Raw genomic sequence first — 20,782 nt, 5'->3', positions numbered from 1 at the left:
AAATCGCCAACCCGGTTTCGAGAGTAACACTCAGACTTGTGCCGCGACGCGCGGATCCCTCGTATGTCGCCTATATCAGCGGCAGATGAAGAAACGCCGAAGCAGGCTCAGCGCACCCAGCCCCAAAGCATGAGCCACCACGCGCTGTCCACCACGGCGAGCGCGAGCGCGAAGCCCGCGAGCGCGAGCGCGCGCTGCCAGAACCGCGAGCTGTAGCGGCCCGTCACGCGCCACGCGAGCCAGGCGCTCCAGAGGTTCGTGATGACCAGAATCGCAATGCGCACCTCGGCGGCCCAGTCGAGCGGCACGTGCTCCGCGCGCAGCAGCGAGAGCGTCGTGGCCGACAGGCCGAGGAACACGCCCGCCCCCGCCAGCGGGATCAGCGACTGCGCGAAGTGATGCAGACGCCGCATCTCGAAACGCCCGAGCACGGCGGTCGAACCCGCGAGGATCGCGAGCAGCGCCGTGCCATAGACGAGCCCCGTCGCGACGATATAGCCGACGATCATCGCGCCGTCGAGCCACGAGAACACGTCGTTCTGCGCCGGGTAATGCGTGAGCAGGAACCACGGCGCGTTGGTGTCGAGCGGCCAGGTGATGTCGCGGTCGATGAGCCAGCCCGCGAGCCACTGCTTGATGCCGATGAACCACGGCGAGCCGGTCCAGTGGAACGCGCCGATCGCCACGCCGAGCAGGCCGTAGAGAATCAGCGCCGTGTCCCACGCGCTGGCCTGGCTGTCGCCGAGTTCGACCACTTCTTCGGCCGGCGAGCGCCACGAGAGCGCGATGGCGTCGCGATGGCCGCTGCAGCGGCCGCACATGTGGCACTGCGCGGCGCCCTTCATGTTGCGCAGCGGCACGAGCGGCGCGCAGTTCACGGGAATCACGCGATGCCCGCCGTGCTCGCCGTGCGTGTAGGAGTTGCGCCAGGCGTCTTCGTCGACCTTGTAGCGAAACGGCGCGAGACGCGCCAAAAGCGCGAAAACCCCGTTCACGGGGCAGAGATACTTGCACCAGACGCGCTTCTCGCGTCCGTACAGGAAGCCGATCACCATCGCGCCGAGCGTCGATCCGCCCAGCACCAGCAGCACCGCCTTGGGGTACTGGTAGACGCTCACCATCTGTCCATAGATCGTGGTGAGGCCGAAGGCCACGAAAGGCCAGCCGCCCCAGCGCATCCAGTGCGGGATGGCGCGGCCGCGGCCGAACTTGCTCGCGAACTCGGTGAGAGCGCCTTCGGGGCACAGCACGCCGCACCACACGCGGCCGAGCATGACCATCGAGAGCAGCACGAACGGCCACCAGATGCCCCAGAACACGAACTGCGCCGCGAGCGTGAGGTTATTCCACAGATGCGCCGTATCGCCGGGCAGCGGCATTGCCGCCGGCACGAGAATCAGGAATGCGTAGACAGCGACCACGACCCACTGCACGGCGCGGATCGCCGCGCCGTTACGTTGCATCCACTGGCCCGCCTGGGCGAGCTTGCCTGGGCGACCCGTTGCCTGTGTCGGGCGAGCGGATGCACAACTCATGCTGCCTTCCTCTTCGCAACCGCGCCCGCGCGGCCGGTGGCGCGCCGCACGAGGAACCACACCACGAGCCAGTACACAGCATAGGCGATCAGGTTCATGAGCGCCGGATGCGCGCGGTAGCCCGTGAGCGTCGCGACGAGCGAGCCGAAGGTGCTCGAGTCGTCGAGGATCGCCGAGGAGTTCCACACCTGGTCGACGATGGTCGGCAGGATTTCCTTGTCGATCAGCTTGTCCACACCGGTCTGGAACAGGCCCGCGCCGAGGAACAGCAGCATGATCTCGGTGACGCGGAAGAAGTGCCGCCACGAGAAGATCTTGCCGCCCAGCTGCAGGAGATAGAACGTGAGGAACGCAAGCGCAAGGCCGATCAGCACCGCGAGGTACTGACTCGCATCGACATGGCCCGACTGGCCGAAGCCGAGGCCGTAGAGAAAGATCACCGTCTCGCTGCCCTCACGCGCGATGGCAAGTGCGACGAGAATCGTCACGCCCCACCAGTTCGCGTCCTGCGTGCTCTTTTCCAGCGACTCTTCCATCTCGCGTTTGAGCGTACGGCCGTGCTGCTTCATCCACAGCACCATCTGCACAATCAGCACGCATGCCACCAGCACCATGCCGGTCTGGAAGTAGTCCTGCGCATCGCCCGACAGCACTTCGGTAAAGCCGACCAGCGCCGCACCGAGGCCGATGGCGGCAAGAATGCCGAGCGCCACGCCGCCCCACAGGTACGGCACGCCGCGCCGCGCATCCGCGTCGCCGTTTTTCAGCCACGCATAAAGAATCCCGACGACGAGCAGCGCCTCGACGCTCTCCCGCCATACGATGAACATCACCTGACCCATTCAACACCTCCTGCTACCGGCGCTACGCGCCAGCGGCCTGACTTCGCAACGCTCATTTGGCGACGCTCATTTGGCGACAATCACGCCCTGCGCCTGCTGATGGAAATCGTCGAAAAACTTGTACTCGCCCGGATCGAGCGGCGCGATCACGACGAACGAGTCCGCGCCCGGCGCCAGGACTTTTTCCTTGCGCAGCTGAACGCTCTCGAACTCGGCCGCGCCCTTGCCCGTATTGCGCACCTCGATCTTGATGCGCTTGCCCGCCGGCACTTCGATGCGCGCGGGGTTGAGCTTGCCGTCGGTCATTTCGAGCTTGAACGTGGGCAGATCTTCGGCGTGCGCCGTCGTGGCCACGCCCGCCAGCGACACCGCAAACGACGCGCTGAGTGCGAGCGCCGCAAACTTCCGCATTCCAGTCATTGGTTTTACCTGCTCCTTGCTGCCATTCATGCGGCGGCGCTGCACGAGATGCGCGCCGCCGCCCGAGCTGCTTCGCGACGGCTTAGTAGCCGCCCTTCTTGCCGATGCCCGCGAACGGGAAATCGTATTCCAGCGTGATGGGCTTGAACCACGGGCCCACCCCCGTTTCCTTGTCGACGTGACGGCCGAACGCCATGTGGCCCGTCTGCATCGGCGCGTCCACGATCAACTTAAGGTGGTACTTGCCGGGACCGGCCAGCTTCACGTTGTCGCCATAGTGCGGGCCGTCGTTCGCGACCATCGGCATCAGGTCGCCCTTTTGCGCGTAGCTCGAACCCGGCTTCGTGAGTTCGTAGTGAACCTGCAGATACGGCATCCAGTCGCCTTCGGCGAAGCCGGTCGGGTTGTTCTTGACCGCGTGGATGTCCGATTCGAGGTGAATATCGGAATCCGATGCCTTGCGCATCATGCCTTCCGGCTCCATCGTGATCGGCTGCAGATAGACCGCGCCGATTTCCATGCCGCCCTGGATGGCCTGCTTGCCGATCGGGTATTCCGCTGCGTTGGCAGTCAATGCCGCCGTGGCCGCCGCGATGACGGCGGTGCCGCGCAAGAGGGTGTGAATCCGCATCGAAACTCCTGGTTTTTATATGAGGGTGACTTCCCACTGAGCCTGCCGCATGCACATAGAAAAGTTAATGCGAACAATTCTCAATAATGGCGAAGTTTAACACCGATGCAGATGAGGGACAAATTCGGCGCCATGAAAAGCCTCAGTGGAACAGGGTTTTAGCAGCGTTTAGTTAACAGAGGCTTAGGGTGCCTTACAGCACGGTTCCGGGGCCGCGAATACGCGCAAGGCAATCGAAGGAATTTCAGGGTCGAGGCAGGCGCAGAGCGGCGTCCATGCCGCCCTGCCCGCCCGAGCGGACAGTCCGCTCGAAACCCGTCAGATCGGATGGTCGCCCACGTTCGCCCCGAACACGCGCTGGCGCAGCACGGCGAGCTGGTCGCGCGCCTGCGCGGCCTTCTCGAATTCGAGGTTCTTCGCGTAGTCCATCATCTGCTTTTCGAGCTTCTTGATTTCCTTCGCGATCTGCTTCTCGGACATGTCCTCGAACTTCGCGCGCTCCTGCTCCTCGCGCAGCTCGGCGCGGGCTTCATCGACGTTGTAGACGCCGTCGATGATGTCCTTGATGCGCTTCACGACGCCGCGCGGCACGATGCCGTGCTCCTCGTTGAAGTGCATCTGCTTGGCGCGGCGCCGCTCGGTTTCGTCGATGGCACGGCGCATCGAGTCCGTGATGCGGTCGCCATAGAGGATCGCCTTGCCGTTCACGTTGCGCGCGGCGCGGCCGATCGTCTGGATCAGCGAGCGCTCGGCGCGCAGGAAGCCTTCCTTGTCGGCGTCGAGAATCGCCACGAGCGAGACCTCGGGAATGTCGAGGCCCTCGCGCAACAGGTTGATGCCCACGAGCACGTCGAACGTGCCCAGCCGCAGGTCGCGGATGATCTCCACGCGCTCGACCGTGTCGATGTCGCTATGCAGATAGCGCACCTTCACGCCGTGGTCGGCGAGGAACTCGGTGAGCTGCTCGGCCATGCGCTTGGTGAGCGTGGTCACCAGCACGCGCTCGCCCACGGCCACGCGCTCGTTGATCTCGCCGAGCACGTCGTCGACCTGGGTCGATGCGGGCCGCACTTCGATCACCGGGTCGACGAGGCCCGTGGGCCGCACGACCTGCTCGGCGATCTGGCCCGTCACCTTCTTCTCGTAGTCGGCCGGCGTGGCCGAGACGAACACCACCTGGCGCATCTTGCGCTCGAACTCGTTGAACTTGAGCGGCCGGTTATCGAGCGCCGAAGGCAGCCGGAAGCCGTAATCGACGAGATTTTCCTTGCGCGCGCGGTCGCCGTTGTACATGCCGTTGAACTGGCCGATCAGCACGTGCGATTCGTCGAGGAACATCATGGCATCGGTCGGCAGGTAATCGACGAGCGTGGGCGGCGGCTCGCCGGGCAGCGCGCCCGAGAAGTGCCGCGAGTAGTTCTCGATGCCCTTGCAGAAGCCCAGCTCCTGAAGCATTTCCAGATCGAAGCGCGTGCGCTGCTCGAGGCGCTGCGCCTCCACGAGCTTGCCTTCCGCATGGAAGAACTCGAGGCGCTCGCGCAATTCCGACTTGATGGTTTCGACGGCGCGCAGCACGGTCTCGCGCGGCGTCACATAGTGCGACGACGGATACACCGTAAAGCGCGGAATCTTCTGGCGCACGCGGCCCGTGAGCGGATCGAACAGCTGCAGCGTTTCCACTTCGTCGTCGAACAGTTCCACGCGCACCGCCATTTCGGCGTGCTCCGCCGGGAAGATGTCGATGGTGTCGCCGCGCACGCGGAAGGTGCCGCGCTGGAAGTCCTGCTCGTTGCGCGTGTATTGCATGGCGATCAGGCGCGCGATGACGTCGCGCTGGCCGAGCTTGTCGCCGTGGCGCAGCGTGAGAATCATCTGGTGGTATTCGGACGGATTGCCGATACCGTAGATCGCCGAAACCGTCGCGACGATCACCACGTCGCGCCGCTCCATCAGGCTCTTGGTGGCCGACAGCCGCATCTGCTCGATGTGCTCGTTGATCGACGAATCCTTCTCGATGAAGAGATCGCGCTGCGGCACATAGGCTTCCGGCTGGTAGTAGTCGTAGTACGAGACGAAGTACTCGACGGCGTTGCGCGGAAAGAATTCGCGGAATTCCGCATAGAGTTGCGCAGCGAGCGTCTTGTTCGGCGCGAACACGATGGCCGGGCGGCCGAGGCGCGCGATCGTGTTCGCCATCGTGTAGGTCTTGCCCGAGCCCGTCACGCCGAGCAGCGTCTGGAACGAGAGGCCGTCTTCCACGCCTTCGACGAGCGTTTCGATGGCCGTAGGCTGGTCGCCGGCCGGCAGGTACGGCTGGTAGAGCTGGAACGGCGAGCCTTCGTACTGGATGAATTTCGACTCGTCGAGCGCGGGCGCGTCGGCGACGGGGTGGTCGGACATGGGGGGCATCCTGTGCGCGGAGCAAACAACTATTCTAGCGTCTCGCCGCATCTTGCCGAGGGGCGAGCCTGGGTGGATCTGGGTGAACCTGGGGGTCTGCATGCTAGATGGGGTGCGGCGGCCGGCCCTGCAAGGGCCGCGCGCGGCGATGGCGGCCGGCGGCCGGTGAACGCTGCGCAACGACGCGGCAGAAATCGCCCAATCGCGCCGGAAATAGCCCCGAAAACGGCGCGGGGAATGGCAAATCCGCGGAAATCCCGCTTGAGGATTCGTTACAATAGCGAGTTCCGTGGCCGGTGCAGCATGTGGCCCAACCGATCTTCCTTCACTTTTGCCGAACGATCATGTCCCTCTTTTCCGCTGTCGAACTCGCCCCCCGCGACCCGATCCTGGGTCTGAACGAAGCCTATAACGCCGATGCGCGCGCGACCAAGGTGAACCTCGGCGTGGGCGTGTACACCAACGAGGAAGGCAAGATTCCGCTGCTGCGCGCGGTGCGCGAAGCAGAAAAGGCCCGCGTGGAAGCCGGTCTGCCGCGCGGCTATCTGCCGATCGAAGGTCTGGCCGCCTATGACGCCGCGGTGCAAAAGCTGCTGCTCGGCGACGACTCGCCGCTGATCGCCTCGGGCCGCGTCGTCACGGCGCAGGCGCTGGGCGGCACGGGCGCGCTCAAGATCGGCGCCGACTTCCTCAAGCGCGTGAACCCGAACAGCAAGGTCGCGATCAGCGACCCGAGCTGGGAAAACCATCGCGCCCTGTTCGAAAGCGCGGGTTTTGAAGTCATCGCGTATCCGTACTACGACGCGCAAACCAACGGCGTGAACTTCGAAGGCATGCTGAGCGCGCTGAACGGCTACGCCGCCGGCACCGTCGTCGTGCTGCACGCGTGCTGCCACAACCCGACCGGCGTGGACCTCACGATCGACCAGTGGAAGCAGGTCATCGAGGCCGTGAAGGCGCGCGGCCTGGTGCCGTTTCTCGACATCGCCTATCAAGGCTTCGGCGACGGCATCGCGGAAGACGGCGAAGTCGTGCGCCTCTTCGCCGCTTCGGAACTCAACGTGTTCGTCTCGTCGTCGTTCTCGAAGTCGTTCTCGCTGTACGGCGAGCGCGTGGGCGCGCTGTCGATCCTCACCGCCAGCAAGGAAGAGTCGGCGCGCGTGCTCTCGCAACTCAAGCGCGTGATCCGCACGAACTACTCGAACCCGCCGACGCACGGCGGCTCGGTGGTCGCAGCCGTGCTCGGCTCGGCCGACCTGCGCGCCATGTGGGAAGCGGAACTCGGCGAAATGCGCAACCGCATCCGCGCGATGCGCACGGGCCTCGTCGAACGCCTCACGGCCGCCGGCGTAGACCGCGACTTCAACTTCATCAACGTGCAGCGCGGCATGTTCTCGTACTCGGGCCTGACCGCTGCCCAAGTCGACCGCCTGCGCGAAGAGTTCGGCATCTATGCCGTGAGCACGGGCCGCATCTGCGTGGCCGCGCTGAACACGCGCAACCTCGACGTCGTGGCGAGCGCAGTCGCCCAAGTGCTGAAGTAAGCGCGTTCGCCAGCAAGACGGGCCGCTGCGAAGCGGCTTGCTGGCGCGATAAAAAAGGCGTCCGTTCTTGCGAACGGACGCCTTTTTTTTTGGCGAACGCCTTGGAAAACTTCGCCGGAAAACGTCAGCTGCCGTGGCCTCGCGAATCGCGATGGATATCGTGCGTGACGAAGCCCGAGTCGTTGTCCGGCTTGTCGAGCCAGTCCGGCTGCGCGAGCGAGGCGCGGATATCCTGCAGGCCGCTAGCCCAGTGCTCGTGCATGGTCGAGAGGCCGAACTGGTAATCCTTGAAGTGCCCCTCGTATTCCTTCTGCCGGTAGATGAGGTGGATCACGTTGTACTTCTTCGAGCACGAAAGCTCGTCCGCCAGCGCGACCCACGGGTCATTGCGATGCTCGGGCGCGACGCGGTCGAGCACCTCGCGCAGCACATGCCGGTAACGCTGCGAGCGCTGCAGAATATCGGTCACGAGACGCGTGCGGCTCGAATACTGAATGTCCTTCACGCGTCCCTGCACGTCGATGAGGTTGTCGGGCACCGGCCCGCGCGCGCTCCAGAGATCGACCTGAAACGCCAGCGTGTCGCGCCGCGGCGTAGTCTGGATCACTTCATAGAGCGGCGTGTTCGACATCAGGCCGCCGTCCCAGTAGTACTCGCCGTCGATCTCCACGGCCGCGAAGCCCGGCGGCAGCGCGCCCGAGGCGATGAAATGCTCGGGACGCAAGGTCGTGGTCTTGTTGTCGAAGTAGACGAAGTTGCCGCTGCCCACGTTGACCGCGCCCACCGACACGCGCGTTTCGCCCGAGTTGATGCGCTCGAAGTCGCACAGGCGTTCCAGCGTGGCCTTGAGCGGCTTGGTGTCGTAGTAGCTGGCCGTTTCTGGCGAACCCGATCCGTTGGGCAGCGGCGGCGGAAAGCGCGGCACGAAGAAGCCCTTCTGCCCTTCCACGATCGCGCCTGCCGCCTGCATGGCCGTGAAGGTCTTGCGCACGGCGGCGTTCGCATTGAAGAGCGCGTGCTCGACGAAGGGCGGCAACGGGAAGCTGAAGGCCGGCTGGCAGATCGTCTCCCAGAACTCGCGCAGCCGCGCCACGCGATGTTCGGGCGCATTGCCCGCGATGATGGCGGTATTGAGCGCGCCGATCGAGATACCCGCGATCCAGTTCGGCGCGATGCCGGCCTCGACGAGCCCTTCGTACACGCCGGCCTGATACGCGCCGAGCGCACCGCCCCCCTGCAGCGTGAGCGCGATGGTTTCCCATTCTTTAGCTTGCGCGCCGCAATTCGAAACATGCGGCTGCGGTGCGCTCCCCTGCGGTGCGTTGCCGATACGCGCGCCGGTATGCGCACCGACCTCGTCGTCGACTGCGCTCGACTGGACCTGCCCCTTCTTGCGTTGCGCCATTGCTGCGCCTCCTCGGCCCGATGCCTGCGTTATTGCATGAACCAGCCGTGGCTCACCACGAAGGACTGGCCCGTAAACGCTGCGCTCGGGAACGCCGAGAGGAACAGCACGGTTTGCGCGACGTCGTCGACGGTCGTGAAGATGCCGTCCACCGTGCCGCCGAGCATCACGCGCTTGACCACTTCTTCTTCGGAAATGCCGAGTTCCTTCGCCTGCTCGGGAATCTGCTTTTCGACCAGCGGCGTGCGCACGAAGCCCGGACACACCACATGCGAGCGCACGTTGTGCTTGCCGCCTTCCTTGGCGAGCACGCGCGCGAGGCCGAGCAGCGCGTGCTTGGCCGCGACATAGGCCGACTTGAGCGGCGACGCTTCGTGCGAGTGCACCGAACCCATGTAGATCACGACGCCGCCGCGGTCGTCCTGGTACATGTGCTTGAGCACCGCCTTGGTGGTGAGGAATGCGCCGTCCACGTGGATGGCCTGCATCTTTTTCCAGTCGGAGAACGCGTAGTTCTCGATCGGGTTCACGATCTGGATGCCGGCGTTCGAGATCAGGATGTCCACCGGGCCGAGTTCGGCCGCGACGCGGTCGATGCCCTGATTCACGGCCTCTTCACTGGTGACGTCCATGGCGACGCCGATGGCCTTGCCGCCTGCGCCCTTGATCTCTTCGGCCACGGCGTCCGCGCCGCTCTGGTTCAGGTCGGCGATGGCGACTGCGGCGCCCGCCTGCGCGAGCGTGAGGGCAATCTGCTTGCCAATGCCGCTGGCCGCGCCGGTAACGACTGCGACCTTGCCATCGAGTTTCGTGTTCAGGGAGAGAGACGACATCGGGCACCTCCAGGTGAGTGAACGGGACAGGATGAAACCTCGGAGCGCGCGCCGTCAAACCTGACGAATGGCTTATGCCATCCGGCCGGATGTTGCGTCGCGGCCAACGAGGCTATTGTGCATGAAGGCGCCTCGTCGAAGCATCGAGCACGACAGGCAAAAGAGATTTTCGCCGCACTGCAAGGCGCGGCGCGCGGCGCAAGCCCGTTCAGCAGCAACGGCGAAGTCGTGCTAGCTTTATCGGCTCACAAGGAGGCGTTCATGAACTATCGGCGACTGGGCCGCTCAGGCCTGCAGGTAAGCGAACTGTCCATCGGCTCGTGGGTCACCTACGGCAACCAGGTCGACGCCAGGCTCGCGCGCGAATCGCTCGCAGCGGCGCGCGACGCGGGCATCAACTTCTTCGACAACGCCGAGGCCTATGCCGGCGGCAAGTCCGAAGAGCTCATGGGCCAGGCGCTCAAAGAGCTCGCATGGCCGCGCGTGAGCTATGTGGTCTCGACCAAGTTCTACTGGGGCTTGAACGAAGCGCCCAACCAGTACCACACGCTCAACCGCAAGTACCTCATGAACGCCATCGACGGCTCGCTCACGCGGCTGCAACTCGATTACGTCGATCTCGTGTTCTGCCACCGCCCCGACCCGAACACGCCGGTCGAAGAAACCGTCTGGGCGATGAGCGACATGATCACGCGCGGCAAGGCGCTCTATTGGGGCACCTCGGAGTGGAGCGCCGACGAAATCCGCGCCGCGTGGGAAATCGCGGAGCGCCATCACCTGCACAAGCCGGTCATGGAGCAGCCGCAATACAACCTGTTCCACCGCACGCGCGTGGAAGACGAATACCGTCGGCTCTACGAGGACATCGGCCTCGGCCTCACCACCTGGAGCCCGCTCGCCTCGGGTCTGCTCACCGGCAAGTACCGCGGCGGCGTGCCGTCGGGCAGCCGCGCGGAACTGCAGGGCTACGACTGGTTGCGCAAGAACGTCACCGACCCCGACAAGAACGAGATCGTCGGCAAGCTCGCCGAATTCGCGAAACAACTCGACTGCTCGGTGGGGCAACTGGCGCTCGCGTGGATCCTGACGAATCCGCGCGTGAGCACGGTCATCACCGGGGCCTCGCGCATCGAGCAGATCGGCGAAAACATGAAGGCGCGCGACGTGGCGGAAAAGATCACGCCGGACATCAAGGCGCAGATCGAGGCGATCGTCGGCGACGCTTACGACTGATGTAGGGCGCGTGCCCGCAAGGCGCGGGCCGCCCGAAACCGCGGGGCGGGCTCACGCGCGGGCGTAGCCGGCCAGGCGGCGTACCGCGGCTCACGTATTGCGGTGGCGGCGTACAATACGCGGCCTCGCGGGCGGCGCCGTCATCGCGCCGCCGCTGCCGTCTTCCCCGTTTTCACCGGACCTCGTGTCCCGTCCATCATGCTGAGCTACCGTCACGCCTTCCACGCCGGCAATCATGCCGATGTCCTGAAACACGCCGTCGTCGTGCAATTGCTGCATTACCTCGGCAAGAAGGACAAGGCGTACTGGTACATCGACACCCACGCGGGCGCCGGCGCCTATGCATTGCGCGAAGGCTACGCGACGAAGAATGCCGAGTTCGACACGGGCATCGGCAAGCTGTGGGGCCGCAACGACCTGCCCGCGGCGCTGGCGGACTACGTCGACGAAGTGGCGGCACTGAACCCCGACGGTGAACTGCGCTTCTACCCAGGTTCCCCCTATCTCGCTTGGCGTCTCATGCGCGAGCAGGACCGCATGCGGCTGTTCGAATTGCACAGCACGGAAATCGACGTGCTGCGCCACCGCTTCCACGACGCGGGCCGCCGCGTGATGATCTACGCAGGCGACGGCTTCGACGGCATCAAGGCGCTCCTGCCCCCGCCGCCGCGCCGGGCGCTCGTGCTGATCGACCCGTCTTTCGAGGACAAGCGCGACTACGCGCGCACGCTGACGTGCGTCGAAGAAAGCCTCAAGCGCTTCGCCAACGGCACCTATGCGGTCTGGTATCCGCAAGTCACGCGTCCCGAATCGCAGCGCTTCCCGGAGCAGCTCAAGCGCCTGCAGAACAAGAACTGGCTGCACCTCTCGTTTTCGGTGAGCAACCCGCCCGAAGACGGCTTCGGCCTCTACGGCAGCGGCATGTTCATCCTGAACCCGCCCTACACGCTCGAAGCGCAGATGAAAGAGGCGCTGCCGTGGCTCGTGAAGACGCTCGGCCAGGACGCCGGCGCGCAATTCAGGATCGAGTCGCGCGGCGACTGAGCCGCGGACTCAACCCCGCGCGAGCGGCCTTACTGCCCGGATGGCAGCGGCTGGGGAAGCGGCGGCGTCGGGCGATGAGGGGGGCGCGGCGGTCGCGGCGGCGGAGTCGGCCGCCCACCACCCTGCTGCACTTCCACGTACGGCGCGACGACATACGGCTGTGACGAATCCGGCGCGAGACCCGCCGGTTGCACCGCCTGAACCATCGGCTCGGGCGAGAGCGGCGCGTTTTGCAGCACCAGCCCCGGCTGGCCGTCGCTGATCCCTCTTTGTGTATCCAGAATGAGCGGCTGCCCGGCATGCGCGCCGGCGCTGGCGCACGCCATGACGACGGCGATCAGGCCCGCACGCGCAACAGAAAAACGACGCAACGCGCGGCGAGGCGACACAGGCGTGCGGTGGGAAATGCGGTCTTGCACCATGAACGGCCCCCGGAGAGAAAGCGACACCATTGCTATGACGGCTTGTCGCAAAAAAGACTTTACCTTACCCCGGTGGGAAGGCTCAGGCTCTGTTCCATCGGTGGTGCAGAAATGACAAAGCCCCGCCAATGCGGGGCTGAGATCGTGCTGCTTCAACCGGACCGAGCCCGGCTGAAACTGGCTTACAGCGAATTGTAGCCGTTCGTTTCGATCGAACGAAGGCGCTGCTCGAGCTGGACGATATCGGCCGACGAGGCGAGATACGCTTCGCGGCGACGACGTTCAGCAGTTTCAAACCAGTTGCTCAGCTTTTCAAGAACGAATGCAAACATGATGGTGTGCTCCAGGGATTCGGTTCGGCGATCCCCGGTGAATTCGCATCAGGGATAACCCTCATCAGGGATAACCCGTATTGTAGCGGTTGCACCGAACTTTGCTAGTGAATTGCCCGAATACTGTGCATTCCATTTTGGAATGCCCCCAGAGAGCGAATTGGCAACATCATGTTTTATTGACACATTTTCCGGCGATTTCGCAGAGACTTGGCGGCAATCCCGTTTTGTCGCACCAATACGGTGCGCACAGCCCATGCGGTTGCGTCAATTTGCCCGCCGCGGTTGCACCTGCGTTCAGTGAACGTGGCCGGGCTCGTGGCATTCTGCCGGGGCGACGTCGGCAAGCCGTTCGATGATCGGGCAGTCGGGCCGGTCGTTGCCCTGGCAGTGCGAGGCCAGGTGGGCGAGCGTGTCGCGCATCTGGGACAGTTCGGCGATGCGCTGGTCGAGTTCGGCGACATGTTCGAGCGCGATCGACTTGACCTCGGCGCTCGCGCGGGAGCGGTCGTGCCAGAGCGCCAGCAGGCGTCGGATGTCGTCCACGAGAAAGCCCAGCCGGCGCGCCTGGCGGATGAAGCGCAGCGAATGCACTTCCTCCGCCCCGTACACTCGGTAGCCGGACTCCGTGCGCCCCTTGGGCGCCAGCAGCCCGACGCTTTCGTAGTACCGGATCATTTTTGCCGTCACGCCCGATTCGCGCGCCGCTTCGCCGATGTTCACGCCGTTCTCCCGCTGTCTGGCCGATCGTTTGATCAATGCTCTGATCGTACACCTTCCCACAATGGGAAGGTCCAGCGCGACATCCGGTCTCCGCTGGCATAATCCGCCGGCGGCCTCATATCGGGTAGTAACCAGCCTCAATCTCTGAAAAAAGGAACACACGATGATCCAGTTCAACGTCGAAGGCATGAGCTGCCAGCACTGCGTAGGCGCCGTCACGCGCGCGATCCACGAACATGACGCGCAAGCCCGGGTCGAGATCGATCTGGCCGCCGGCCGCGTGAAGGTCGAGTCGAGCCAGAGCGCCGAAGTCCTGAAGTCGGCGATCGACGAAGCCGGCTACACCGTCGTCGGCACGGCCAGCGTCTGACGGACCGGGCCATGTTCAAGGTTGCCGTGATCGGCGCGTCTGGCCTGCTTGGGCGCGCCGTGGTGCGCGAACTCGCCGCCGAGACCGCCTGGCAAGTCGTGCCGACCGCGTTTCGGCACGGCGGCCCGCAGCAGACCGTGCTCGATGTGCGCGACGCGCAGGCCGTGAACGCGTTCGTCGAGCGCGAGGCGCCCGACGCGATCGTGCTGGCTGCCGCCGAGCGCCGCCCCGATGTGTGCGAACACGACCCGGCGGCGGCGCGCGCGCTCAATGTCGATGCGGTGCGCAGCGTCGCCGCGGCGGCGCGGCAGCGCGGCGCATGGGTGCTGTCAATCTCCACCGATTACGTCTTCGACGGCACGCAACCGCCCTACCGCGCCGGCGACACGCCGAATCCGCTCAACGCCTATGGCCACAGCAAGCTCGAAGGCGAGCGTGCCTTGCTCGAAACCAGCGACAACGCCCTCGTGCTGCGCCTGCCCTTGCTGTATGGGCCGATCGTCGGCTGGCACGAATCCGCGGTCACGAGCCTCGTGCCGGCCATCGTCGCTTCGGCAGAGCCCGGCGCGCAGGCGGCGCCGATGGACGCGTGGGCCACGCGCTACCCCACTTTCACGCCCGACGTGGCGTTCGCGATCCGCGAACTGTTGCTGCGCTGTGCGGACGGCAACGCGGTGCACGGGGTCGCGCAGTGGTCCGGCGACGAGCCGATGACGAAGTACGACATCGCCCAACGGATCGCGCAGGCACTTGGCATTGAGGCGCGTCTGCTCGCACAGCCGACGCCCACCGACGCCACGCCGCGCCCGCGCGACTGTCATCTCGATTCGAGCCGCCTCGAAACGCTGGGGATGGGCCGCCGCACGCCGTTCGACGTGGCGATTCGCGCCGTGCTCGACGCGTTCATGAGAGGCGGCGGGCAGCGCAACGCGTAGCGGCGCAAACTCAGTGAAAATTGCGGCTCTCCGTGGCGAGCCGCCCGAGCAGCCGGCTGTGATCCTCCAGCCGGTGCGCCACGAGGTGCACGACCTCGCCCTCGCGCTGCACCACGCCCGCCACCGCCAGCAGCGAAGACCCTAGCAGTTCCTTGCGCTGCGACTCGACGAGCGACGCGTGCACGATCACGTTGACGCTGCCGGTCTCGTCCTCGAGCGACACGAAGATCGTGCCGTTCGCCGTGCCCGGCCGCTGCCGCACCGTCACGATCCCGCACACGCGCGCGAGCATGCCGTGCCGGCAATGCGCCAACTGCTCCGCCGTACGAAAGCGCTGCTTCGCGAGGCCGTGACGCAGCAGCTCGAGCGGATGGCGATTGAGCGTGAGACGCAGGCTCGCGTAATCGGCGACGATTTCCGCACCTTCGGAAGCGCGCGGCAACGCAAGCGGCGCCTCGGCAACGGGCGCATCGCGCAACAGCGCGGGCACCGCGTGCTGCGCGGTCACGGCCCACCACGCCTCGCGTCGGTGGCCCGCGATGCTCGCGAGCGCGTTCGACGCCGCCAGCGCCTCCAGTTCGCGCCGCGTGAGCGCCGCACGGCGCGCGAGATCGTCGACGTCGGCGAACGGTGCGCGCTCGCGCGCTTCCATCACACGCCGCGCGGCATCTTCGGAAAAGCCCTTGATGAGACTGAAGCCGAGCCGCACGGCCGGCCCGCCGCGTCCATAGCGGCGCGGCGCAAGCGCAATGCGCGAGCGCACGACGCGCTCGAGGCCGTCCATGAACCTGTGCCGCCGGCCGCCGCGCTTGAGCGTGCCCCTGCGCATCAACGCGGCCGCGCCCAGCAGCGCGCGATGACGCAGCCCCTCGGCGGTGCGCGCGCGAACCGCCTCGTCATCGAGCCGCTCGCCGGGTGCGTTGCGACGCTCCAGCACCGACGCCCAGTCGCTCAACGCGATATCGGGCGCGCGCACCGGCACGCCGTGACGCTTCGCATCCTGCACGAGCTGGGAAGGCGAATAGAAACCGAGCGGCTGGCTATTCAGCAGTCCTGCCAGGAATGCGGCGGGCTCGTAACGCTTGAGCCACGAACTCGTGTAGACGAGCAGCGCGAAACTCGCCGCATGGCTTTCCGGAAAGCCGTAGTCGCCGAAACCCTCGATCTGCTTGCAGATGCGCTCGGCAAATTCCAGCGTGTAGCCCTTCTTGAGCATGCGTTTCGTGAGATCGGCCTGATACGGTCGCAGATCACCATCGCGCCGCCATGCGGCCATCGCGCGGCGCAGCTTGTCGGCTTCCTCGCCGGTGTAGTCCGCGGCGACCATCGCGAGATGCATCACCTGCTCCTGGAAGATCGGCACGCCGAGCGTGCGTTCGAGCACTGGGCGCAATTCCTCCTTCGCATATTCCACCGCCTCGTCGCCGTGCCGGCGCTTGAGGTACGGATGCACCATGTCGCCCTGGATCGGCCCCGGCCTCACGATCGCCACCTGGATCACGAGGTCGTAGTACGTGCGCGGCCGCAAACGCGGCAACATGCTCTGCTGCGCGCGCGACTCGATCTGGAACACGCCGACCGTATCGGCCCTGGCGCACATGCGATACACCGCCGGGTCCTCGACCGGAATGTCCTGCACGCGCATCTCGGCCAGCCCGCGCCTTTGCGCCACGAATTCGAGCGAGCGCCGGATCGCCGAGAGCATGCCGAGCGCGAGCACGTCCACTTTCAACAGCCGCAGCGCGTCGATATCGTCCTTGTCCCACTCGATCACGTAGCGGTCCTTCATCGCCGCGTTTTCGATCGGCACGAGGCGCGAAAGCTTGTCGCGCGCGATCACGAAGCCGCCCACGTGCTGCGAGAGATGGCGCGGAAAACCGCGCAGCTCGCGCGTGAGGCGGATGAGCTGCTGCGTGACGTGCGAGTCGGGCGAAAAGCCCGCTTCCTCCAGATGGCGCGCGATCGAATCGGGGCCGTCCCACCACTGATGCGCGCCCGAGAGCTTTTCGACGAGCGCGCTGTCGAGGCCGAGCGCCTTGCCCACATCGCGCAACGCGCTGCGCGAACGATAGGTGATGAGCGTCGCGGCCAGCGCGGCGCGGCGCGTGCCGTACTTGCGGTAGATGTACTGAATGACCTCTTCGCGACGCTGATGCTCGAAGTCGACGTCGATGTCGGGCGGCTCGTTGCGCGCCCGCGAGAGAAAACGCGCCACGAGCATGTTCATGCGCACGGGGTCGATCTCCGTGATCTTCAGGCAGTAGCACACCACCGAGTTCGCCGCCGAGCCGCGCCCCTGGCACAGGATCTTCTGATCGCGCGCGAAGCGGACGATGTCGTGCACCGTGAGGAAGTACTTCTCGTACTTCAGCTCGTCGATGAGCCCGAGTTCCTGTTCGATCTGATCGCGGCGCTTGTCGTTCAGGCCGTCGGGCCAGCGCTCCAGTGCGCCCTTCATCACGAGCTTGCGCAGCCACGACTGCGGCGTCTCGCCGGGCGGCACCAGTTCCTCGGGATATTCGTAGGCCAGCTCGCCGAGCGAAAACGTGCAGCGGCGCGCGACGTCGAGCGTCGCGTCGAGCGCCTCGCGCGGATAAATCGCGCCAAGCCGCACGCGCGAGCGCAGATGCCGCTCCGCATTCGCCTCCAGCGCGCGCCCGCACGACGCGAGCGGCTTGCCGATCCGGATCGCGCTCAGCGTATCCTGCAACGGCTTGCGCGAACGGGCGTGCATCAGCACGCCGCCCGCCGCGACGAGCGGCAGGCCGCTCTCCTGCGAGACGTGGCGCAGCACTTCGATCTGCGTGTCGTCGCCGCCGGTTTGCCAGAGTTCGAGCGCGAGCCAGGCGCGCTCGGCCGCGAAGCCCGCGAGCCAGTGCGCGGCGCGCAGCGTTTGCGCGAGCGTGGCCGCGCGCTGCGGCACGAGCAGCAACACGCACTCGCGCAAGTGCTTCAGATGCTCGAAGCCCGGCTCGGGCTCGGTGAAATCGGCGGGATGCACGCGATAGCTGCCCTTTGCCGCCCGCGAGCGCGCCAGCGTGATCAGCTCGCAGAGATTGCCGTAGCCTTCGCGTGTCGTTGCGAGCGCAACGATCGTGCAGAACGGCGCGCCATGTTCGTCGACGAGATTCAGCTCGCTGCCGATCAGCAGGTGCAGCGACGGCTCGAACGGGCCCAGGGCCGCGGCGGCGGCATGGCCGCCGCATTCGCGGGCCTCGCGCACGGCTTCGTCATACGCCTTCTTGCGCGCCTCGTCGTATTCGTTGAGCGCGCTCCAGGCGCGCACGACGCCCGCGAACGAGCATTCGTCGGTGATCGCGAGCGCGCGGTAGCCGTGGCGGATCGCCTGCTCGACCATCTCGCCCGGGCGCGACGCGCCGTGCAGGAAGGTGAAATTGGTCAGGCAGTGCAGCTCGGCGTAGTCAGGCAGCTGCGCGGCCCACTGCGCCGGCAGTTGTGGAGGCGACGACGCGCCCGTCCCGCTGATCGACATGATTCCTGAAACCCGAAAGAACGACGAATAAACGCTAGCCGAACAGCCCTTGCAGATACCACTGGCCGCCAATGCGCTCGCGATACAGCCAGAACATGCGGCCCTGGTCGTCGGCGGCGACGTAATAGTCGCGCCCGACGCCCTCGCCGTCCCACCAGCCGGACTCGATGCGCTCGGTACGCGTGAGCGTCTTCAGCGGCCGTCGATAAACGGGCCGGTCGCCGCGTGTCGCGAGCTTGAGCGGCTTTTCGAGCAGCCACGCCGGACGCGGCTGGGTCGGCAGCGGCACCTCGGGCAGATCGAAGGCGCTTTGCACGGGCGCGCTCGCGCCGGCCTCCTGCTGCGGCTTGCCTGCCTTGCGCGGCTTGCGCGTACGCTTCGCGCCGCTCTCGCGGTAAGGCCGCGCCGACATCGCCAGTTCGGGCCGGTGATCGTCCTCGACGAAAAGCTGCAGCACGTTCTGCTCACCGAGCCGCGCGCCGATGCGCTCGAAGAGCTGCCCGAGCGACGCCTCGGCGGCCTCGGCCATCGGAAAGAGCGTGTCGGTGGGCGCCGCGTATGCGCTCACCTGCGAGGCGACGAGCGCAAGGCCGATCACGGGCGCGGCAAGCTCGGTCTGATTCAGGCGCTCGCGAAGCAGCCACAGCAGATGCTCGGCGTCGCGCGAAGGCGACGCCCAGGCGATCGTGAGCGTCGAGGTGCGCGGCGCGTGACGCGAAGCCAGCTCGTGCTCCAGACGCAGCTCGAAGCCGCTCAACGCCGCGTGCTGCGCAGCCAGCCAGCCGGCCAGCTGCATCACGAGCCGGCGCGCGGCAAAGAGCAGCGCCTCGGCGCTCTCCACGCGCGCCTGCAATTCGAGCGACGCGTGAAACGACGGCGGCGCGGCAAACCAGACGCGCGGATCGGGCGCCTCGCCGCGCGCCCGCGCGAGCCAGCCGAGCACGCCGTCGCCGAAACGCCGCACGATGCCGTCGCGCGGCAGCCGCCGCAAGTCGCCGAGCGTCGCGCAGCCGATCTGCGTGAGCGCGTGGTCGTGCTGCGCGGCGAACGGCGCAAGCGTGACCGGCAGCGAATCGAGCACGCGCGCGAGCGTCGTTTCCTTGAGCACATGCCAGCGGCGCGACGAACGCGTGACGTGCGCCTGCGCGAGCGTCCACGCCCCCCACGCCGTGGGCGCGCACGCCATGCGCGCGGTGTGCCCGCAGCCGGCCACCGTCGCCGCAACCCTCCCGAGCAGCGCACGCACGCCGCCGAACAGACGCAAGCCCGAACCGACTTCGAGCAACAGCGTGTGCGACTGCGCGAACGACACCTTGGGCGTATAGGCGAGCAACGCGAGCGCGAGCGCCTCGAACGCGCGGGTCTCGCGCGCCGGATCGGCTTCGAGCAGCACGAGCCCCGGCGCGAGCGCGAGCGCATGCGAGCGCGTGTTGCCGGGCTCGACGCCGGCGCGCAGCGCGTCGAGATCGGCGCTCAGGATGCGCGTGTGGTCGGCGAGCGCGTAGCAGCGCGGCGCGCTGGCGACATCGGCATCGGCATCGACGCTTTCAGGCGGAAGCGGCGTTGACGGCGCCGGCGGCATCAGAGGTCTGACGGCCTCCAGCGGCAACAACGGCAAGGTGACGGCGATCCACAGCATGATTGACCCCGGGCCACGGCATGACGACGGAAGCTGCGTCCGGCTGGGGCAGCACCGCGTCCTGCAGCGGCAATGTAATGACGAGTGGCTGGGCGGGCGGCGGCCCGCGGCGCTTGAAAATATCGACGGAGAGCGCGGCGAGCTGCATCCATTGCCGGCGGTTCAGGTTCGCGTCGTCGGGCGGCGGCACCGGCGAGCAGGTCATGCGCAGCGGCGCCGGCGACGACTGGTTGCGCGCGGCGAGCGGCCGCACGAGAAACGCGAGCGCCTGCGAATCCTGGGCGGCGACCTGCAGACGGCGCACGGCGTCGGCGCGCGCCTTCGTCTGCCAGAGCAGCACGGCGCCCATGCCTTCCTGCTTGAGCGCCTGCTCGGCCACCCACGCGGCCTCGTCTTCGGCCGCGCGCACCCAGATCACGCGCTCGAGTGCGAGCCCCCATGCCTTGAGCGCGCAGGCGTAGGGGCGCCACGGCGGCGCGACGAGCAGCACGTGCCGGCCCGCCTGCGCGGTGAGCGCGCGCAACGCCGGCGCGACGAGCCGCATCTCGCCCACGCCGCCCTGCTCGACGAGCAGCTCGGTCAGGCTGCCCGAGGGCCAGCCGGCGCCGGGGAGCTGGGCGTCGAGCGTCGCGTGGCCGCTCGGCACCGTGCGCTCGCTGGCGCGCGCGAGCTGATCGCCTTGCCACACGCGGCTTTGCAGCCGCGGGGGCAAGTGCGCGGCGAGTTGCGCTGTAGTCTGCGCAGTGATCTGGGCTGCTGCTGCCATGGTTCGTGGCCTGATTGATGGGAACGCTCCGCCCTGCCCGGCAAGAAATGGGGCATCGGCAGGAAGGAGGTCGACTCGCCTCCACCTGTATGTTTATACAGTATTTTGAGAGATTGGAGGAGGCGGAAATTGGGGGAGGGTCATTTTGCGATCCATTGCAAAATGCTGATCCAGGCGCTTGCGCGATGGATCGGCCGCCGGACGTCGCGCTGACG

Annotated in this window: 18 protein-coding genes; 5 read left to right on the top strand and 13 right to left on the bottom strand. The window is 66.4% G+C overall.

The window, feature by feature from the left end; genetic code table 11:
• Positions 1-107 precede the first annotated feature (107 nt).
• From AB4Y42_RS14820 to uvrB, 5 genes are all read right to left on the bottom strand, one after another.
• The gene (locus AB4Y42_RS14820; RefSeq protein ID WP_368694599.1) at positions 108-1,535 is read right to left on the bottom strand and encodes a 4Fe-4S binding protein; all 1,428 of its coding nucleotides are present in this window, start codon (positions 1,533-1,535) and stop codon (positions 108-110) included.
• The gene (locus AB4Y42_RS14815; protein ID WP_368686568.1) at positions 1,532-2,377 is read right to left on the bottom strand and encodes an FTR1 family protein; all 846 of its coding nucleotides are present in this window, start codon (positions 2,375-2,377) and stop codon (positions 1,532-1,534) included. The genes AB4Y42_RS14820 and AB4Y42_RS14815 overlap by 4 nt, the downstream gene beginning before the upstream one ends.
• A 66-nt stretch (positions 2,378-2,443) precedes the next feature.
• Positions 2,444-2,797 carry a cupredoxin domain-containing protein gene (locus AB4Y42_RS14810; RefSeq protein ID WP_042261500.1) on the bottom strand — a complete coding sequence of 118 codons (354 nt, stop codon included), beginning with the start codon at positions 2,795-2,797 and terminating at the stop codon, positions 2,444-2,446.
• Between the two features lie 82 nt (positions 2,798-2,879).
• Entirely contained in the window at positions 2,880-3,428 is a 549-nt protein-coding gene (locus AB4Y42_RS14805; RefSeq protein ID WP_368686569.1) for an iron transporter, read from the bottom strand.
• A gap of 318 nt (positions 3,429-3,746) precedes the next feature.
• On the bottom strand, positions 3,747-5,828 hold the full coding sequence (gene uvrB / locus AB4Y42_RS14800) for an excinuclease ABC subunit UvrB (protein WP_368686570.1): 2,082 nt from the start codon (positions 5,826-5,828) through the stop codon (positions 3,747-3,749).
• A gap of 344 nt (positions 5,829-6,172) precedes the next feature.
• On the opposite strand from uvrB, the gene AB4Y42_RS14795 reads away from it, so the two are divergent.
• The gene (locus tag AB4Y42_RS14795; protein ID WP_368694598.1) at positions 6,173-7,372 is read left to right on the top strand and encodes an amino acid aminotransferase; all 1,200 of its coding nucleotides are present in this window, start codon (positions 6,173-6,175) and stop codon (positions 7,370-7,372) included.
• 124 nt (positions 7,373-7,496) lie between these two features.
• On the opposite strand, the gene AB4Y42_RS14790 is transcribed toward AB4Y42_RS14795, so the two are convergent.
• Together AB4Y42_RS14790 and AB4Y42_RS14785 are read right to left on the bottom strand one after the other, a co-directional pair.
• Complete coding sequence (locus AB4Y42_RS14790) at positions 7,497-8,777, bottom strand: DUF3734 domain-containing protein (RefSeq protein WP_368694597.1); 1,281 nt, start codon at positions 8,775-8,777, stop codon at positions 7,497-7,499.
• Positions 8,778-8,806: 29 nt separating this feature from the next.
• The gene (locus AB4Y42_RS14785; RefSeq protein ID WP_368686573.1) at positions 8,807-9,610 is read right to left on the bottom strand and encodes a 3-hydroxybutyrate dehydrogenase; all 804 of its coding nucleotides are present in this window, start codon (positions 9,608-9,610) and stop codon (positions 8,807-8,809) included.
• Between the two features lie 261 nt (positions 9,611-9,871).
• Here AB4Y42_RS14785 and AB4Y42_RS14780 point away from each other — a divergent pair, with 261 nt between their 5' ends.
• Together AB4Y42_RS14780 and AB4Y42_RS14775 are read left to right on the top strand one after the other, a co-directional pair.
• Positions 9,872-10,843, top strand: a complete 972-nt coding sequence (locus AB4Y42_RS14780; RefSeq protein ID WP_368686574.1) for a potassium channel beta subunit family protein — start codon at positions 9,872-9,874, stop codon at positions 10,841-10,843.
• A gap of 198 nt (positions 10,844-11,041) precedes the next feature.
• Positions 11,042-11,887 carry a 23S rRNA (adenine(2030)-N(6))-methyltransferase RlmJ gene (locus AB4Y42_RS14775; RefSeq protein WP_368686575.1) on the top strand — a complete coding sequence of 282 codons (846 nt, stop codon included), beginning with the start codon at positions 11,042-11,044 and terminating at the stop codon, positions 11,885-11,887.
• A 29-nt stretch (positions 11,888-11,916) separates the two neighbouring features.
• Here AB4Y42_RS14775 and AB4Y42_RS14770 read toward each other — a convergent pair whose 3' ends face one another.
• The 3 genes from AB4Y42_RS14770 to cueR all read right to left on the bottom strand — a co-directional run bounded on the left by AB4Y42_RS14770 (position 11,917) and on the right by cueR (position 13,364).
• Complete coding sequence (locus tag AB4Y42_RS14770; protein ID WP_368694596.1) at positions 11,917-12,339, bottom strand: hypothetical protein; 423 nt, start codon at positions 12,337-12,339, stop codon at positions 11,917-11,919.
• Positions 12,340-12,491: 152 nt separating this feature from the next.
• Positions 12,492-12,641: a DUF3563 family protein gene (locus AB4Y42_RS14765; protein WP_110388587.1), complete on the bottom strand. Its 150-nt coding sequence runs from the start codon at positions 12,639-12,641 to the stop codon at positions 12,492-12,494.
• Positions 12,642-12,938: 297 nt separating this feature from the next.
• Positions 12,939-13,364, bottom strand: a complete 426-nt coding sequence (gene cueR / locus AB4Y42_RS14760; protein WP_368694595.1) for a Cu(I)-responsive transcriptional regulator — start codon at positions 13,362-13,364, stop codon at positions 12,939-12,941.
• A 163-nt stretch (positions 13,365-13,527) separates the two neighbouring features.
• Between cueR and AB4Y42_RS14755 the strand changes: the two genes are divergently transcribed.
• Together AB4Y42_RS14755 and AB4Y42_RS14750 are read left to right on the top strand one after the other, a co-directional pair.
• Complete coding sequence (locus AB4Y42_RS14755; protein ID WP_201698136.1) at positions 13,528-13,734, top strand: heavy-metal-associated domain-containing protein; 207 nt, start codon at positions 13,528-13,530, stop codon at positions 13,732-13,734.
• An 11-nt stretch (positions 13,735-13,745) separates the two neighbouring features.
• Entirely contained in the window at positions 13,746-14,669 is a 924-nt protein-coding gene (locus AB4Y42_RS14750) for a dTDP-4-dehydrorhamnose reductase family protein (RefSeq protein ID WP_368694594.1), read from the top strand.
• A gap of 10 nt (positions 14,670-14,679) precedes the next feature.
• On the opposite strand, the gene AB4Y42_RS14745 is transcribed toward AB4Y42_RS14750, so the two are convergent.
• From AB4Y42_RS14745 to imuA, 3 genes are read right to left on the bottom strand one after another with little or no spacing between them, the layout of a single operon-like run.
• Positions 14,680-18,162, bottom strand: coding sequence for an error-prone DNA polymerase (locus AB4Y42_RS14745; RefSeq protein ID WP_368694593.1), 3,483 nt, complete (start codon positions 18,160-18,162; stop codon positions 14,680-14,682).
• 34 nt (positions 18,163-18,196) lie between these two features.
• Positions 18,197-19,801 (bottom strand): DNA polymerase Y family protein, encoded by a 1,605-nt coding sequence (locus tag AB4Y42_RS14740; RefSeq protein ID WP_368686580.1) that lies wholly within the window; start codon positions 19,799-19,801, stop codon positions 18,197-18,199.
• Positions 19,710-20,567, bottom strand: a complete 858-nt coding sequence (imuA, locus tag AB4Y42_RS14735) for a translesion DNA synthesis-associated protein ImuA (RefSeq protein ID WP_368686581.1) — start codon at positions 20,565-20,567, stop codon at positions 19,710-19,712. Before imuA ends, AB4Y42_RS14740 begins: the two co-directional genes overlap by 92 nt.
• Between the last annotated feature and the right edge of the window lie 215 nt (positions 20,568-20,782).

Origin of the sequence: Paraburkholderia sp. EG286B (assembly GCF_040965655.1) — a bacterium.
Taxonomy (GTDB): Bacteria; Pseudomonadota; Gammaproteobacteria; order Burkholderiales; family Burkholderiaceae; genus Paraburkholderia.
The sequence above is the reverse complement of the archived record's forward strand: the minus strand, read 5'-3'. Positions and strand labels throughout refer to the sequence as shown.

Coding starts and splice junctions, on each gene's coding strand:
- AB4Y42_RS14820 (WP_368694599.1), bottom strand. CDS start 1,535: ATGAGTTGTGCATCCGCTCGCCCGACACAGGCAACGGGTCGCCCAGGC.
- AB4Y42_RS14795 (WP_368694598.1), top strand. CDS start 6,173: ATGTCCCTCTTTTCCGCTGTCGAACTCGCCCCCCGCGACCCGATCCTG.
- AB4Y42_RS14810 (WP_042261500.1), bottom strand. CDS start 2,797: ATGACTGGAATGCGGAAGTTTGCGGCGCTCGCACTCAGCGCGTCGTTT.
- AB4Y42_RS14740 (WP_368686580.1), bottom strand. CDS start 19,801: ATGCTGTGGATCGCCGTCACCTTGCCGTTGTTGCCGCTGGAGGCCGTC.
- AB4Y42_RS14815 (WP_368686568.1), bottom strand. CDS start 2,377: ATGGGTCAGGTGATGTTCATCGTATGGCGGGAGAGCGTCGAGGCGCTG.
- AB4Y42_RS14805 (WP_368686569.1), bottom strand. CDS start 3,428: ATGCGGATTCACACCCTCTTGCGCGGCACCGCCGTCATCGCGGCGGCC.
- AB4Y42_RS14790 (WP_368694597.1), bottom strand. CDS start 8,777: ATGGCGCAACGCAAGAAGGGGCAGGTCCAGTCGAGCGCAGTCGACGAC.
- imuA (WP_368686581.1), bottom strand. CDS start 20,567: ATGGCAGCAGCAGCCCAGATCACTGCGCAGACTACAGCGCAACTCGCC.
- uvrB (WP_368686570.1), bottom strand. CDS start 5,828: ATGTCCGACCACCCCGTCGCCGACGCGCCCGCGCTCGACGAGTCGAAA.
- AB4Y42_RS14785 (WP_368686573.1), bottom strand. CDS start 9,610: ATGTCGTCTCTCTCCCTGAACACGAAACTCGATGGCAAGGTCGCAGTC.
- AB4Y42_RS14775 (WP_368686575.1), top strand. CDS start 11,042: ATGCTGAGCTACCGTCACGCCTTCCACGCCGGCAATCATGCCGATGTC.
- AB4Y42_RS14750 (WP_368694594.1), top strand. CDS start 13,746: ATGTTCAAGGTTGCCGTGATCGGCGCGTCTGGCCTGCTTGGGCGCGCC.
- AB4Y42_RS14770 (WP_368694596.1), bottom strand. CDS start 12,339: ATGGTGTCGCTTTCTCTCCGGGGGCCGTTCATGGTGCAAGACCGCATT.
- AB4Y42_RS14765 (WP_110388587.1), bottom strand. CDS start 12,641: ATGTTTGCATTCGTTCTTGAAAAGCTGAGCAACTGGTTTGAAACTGCT.
- AB4Y42_RS14745 (WP_368694593.1), bottom strand. CDS start 18,162: ATGTCGATCAGCGGGACGGGCGCGTCGTCGCCTCCACAACTGCCGGCG.
- AB4Y42_RS14755 (WP_201698136.1), top strand. CDS start 13,528: ATGATCCAGTTCAACGTCGAAGGCATGAGCTGCCAGCACTGCGTAGGC.
- AB4Y42_RS14780 (WP_368686574.1), top strand. CDS start 9,872: ATGAACTATCGGCGACTGGGCCGCTCAGGCCTGCAGGTAAGCGAACTG.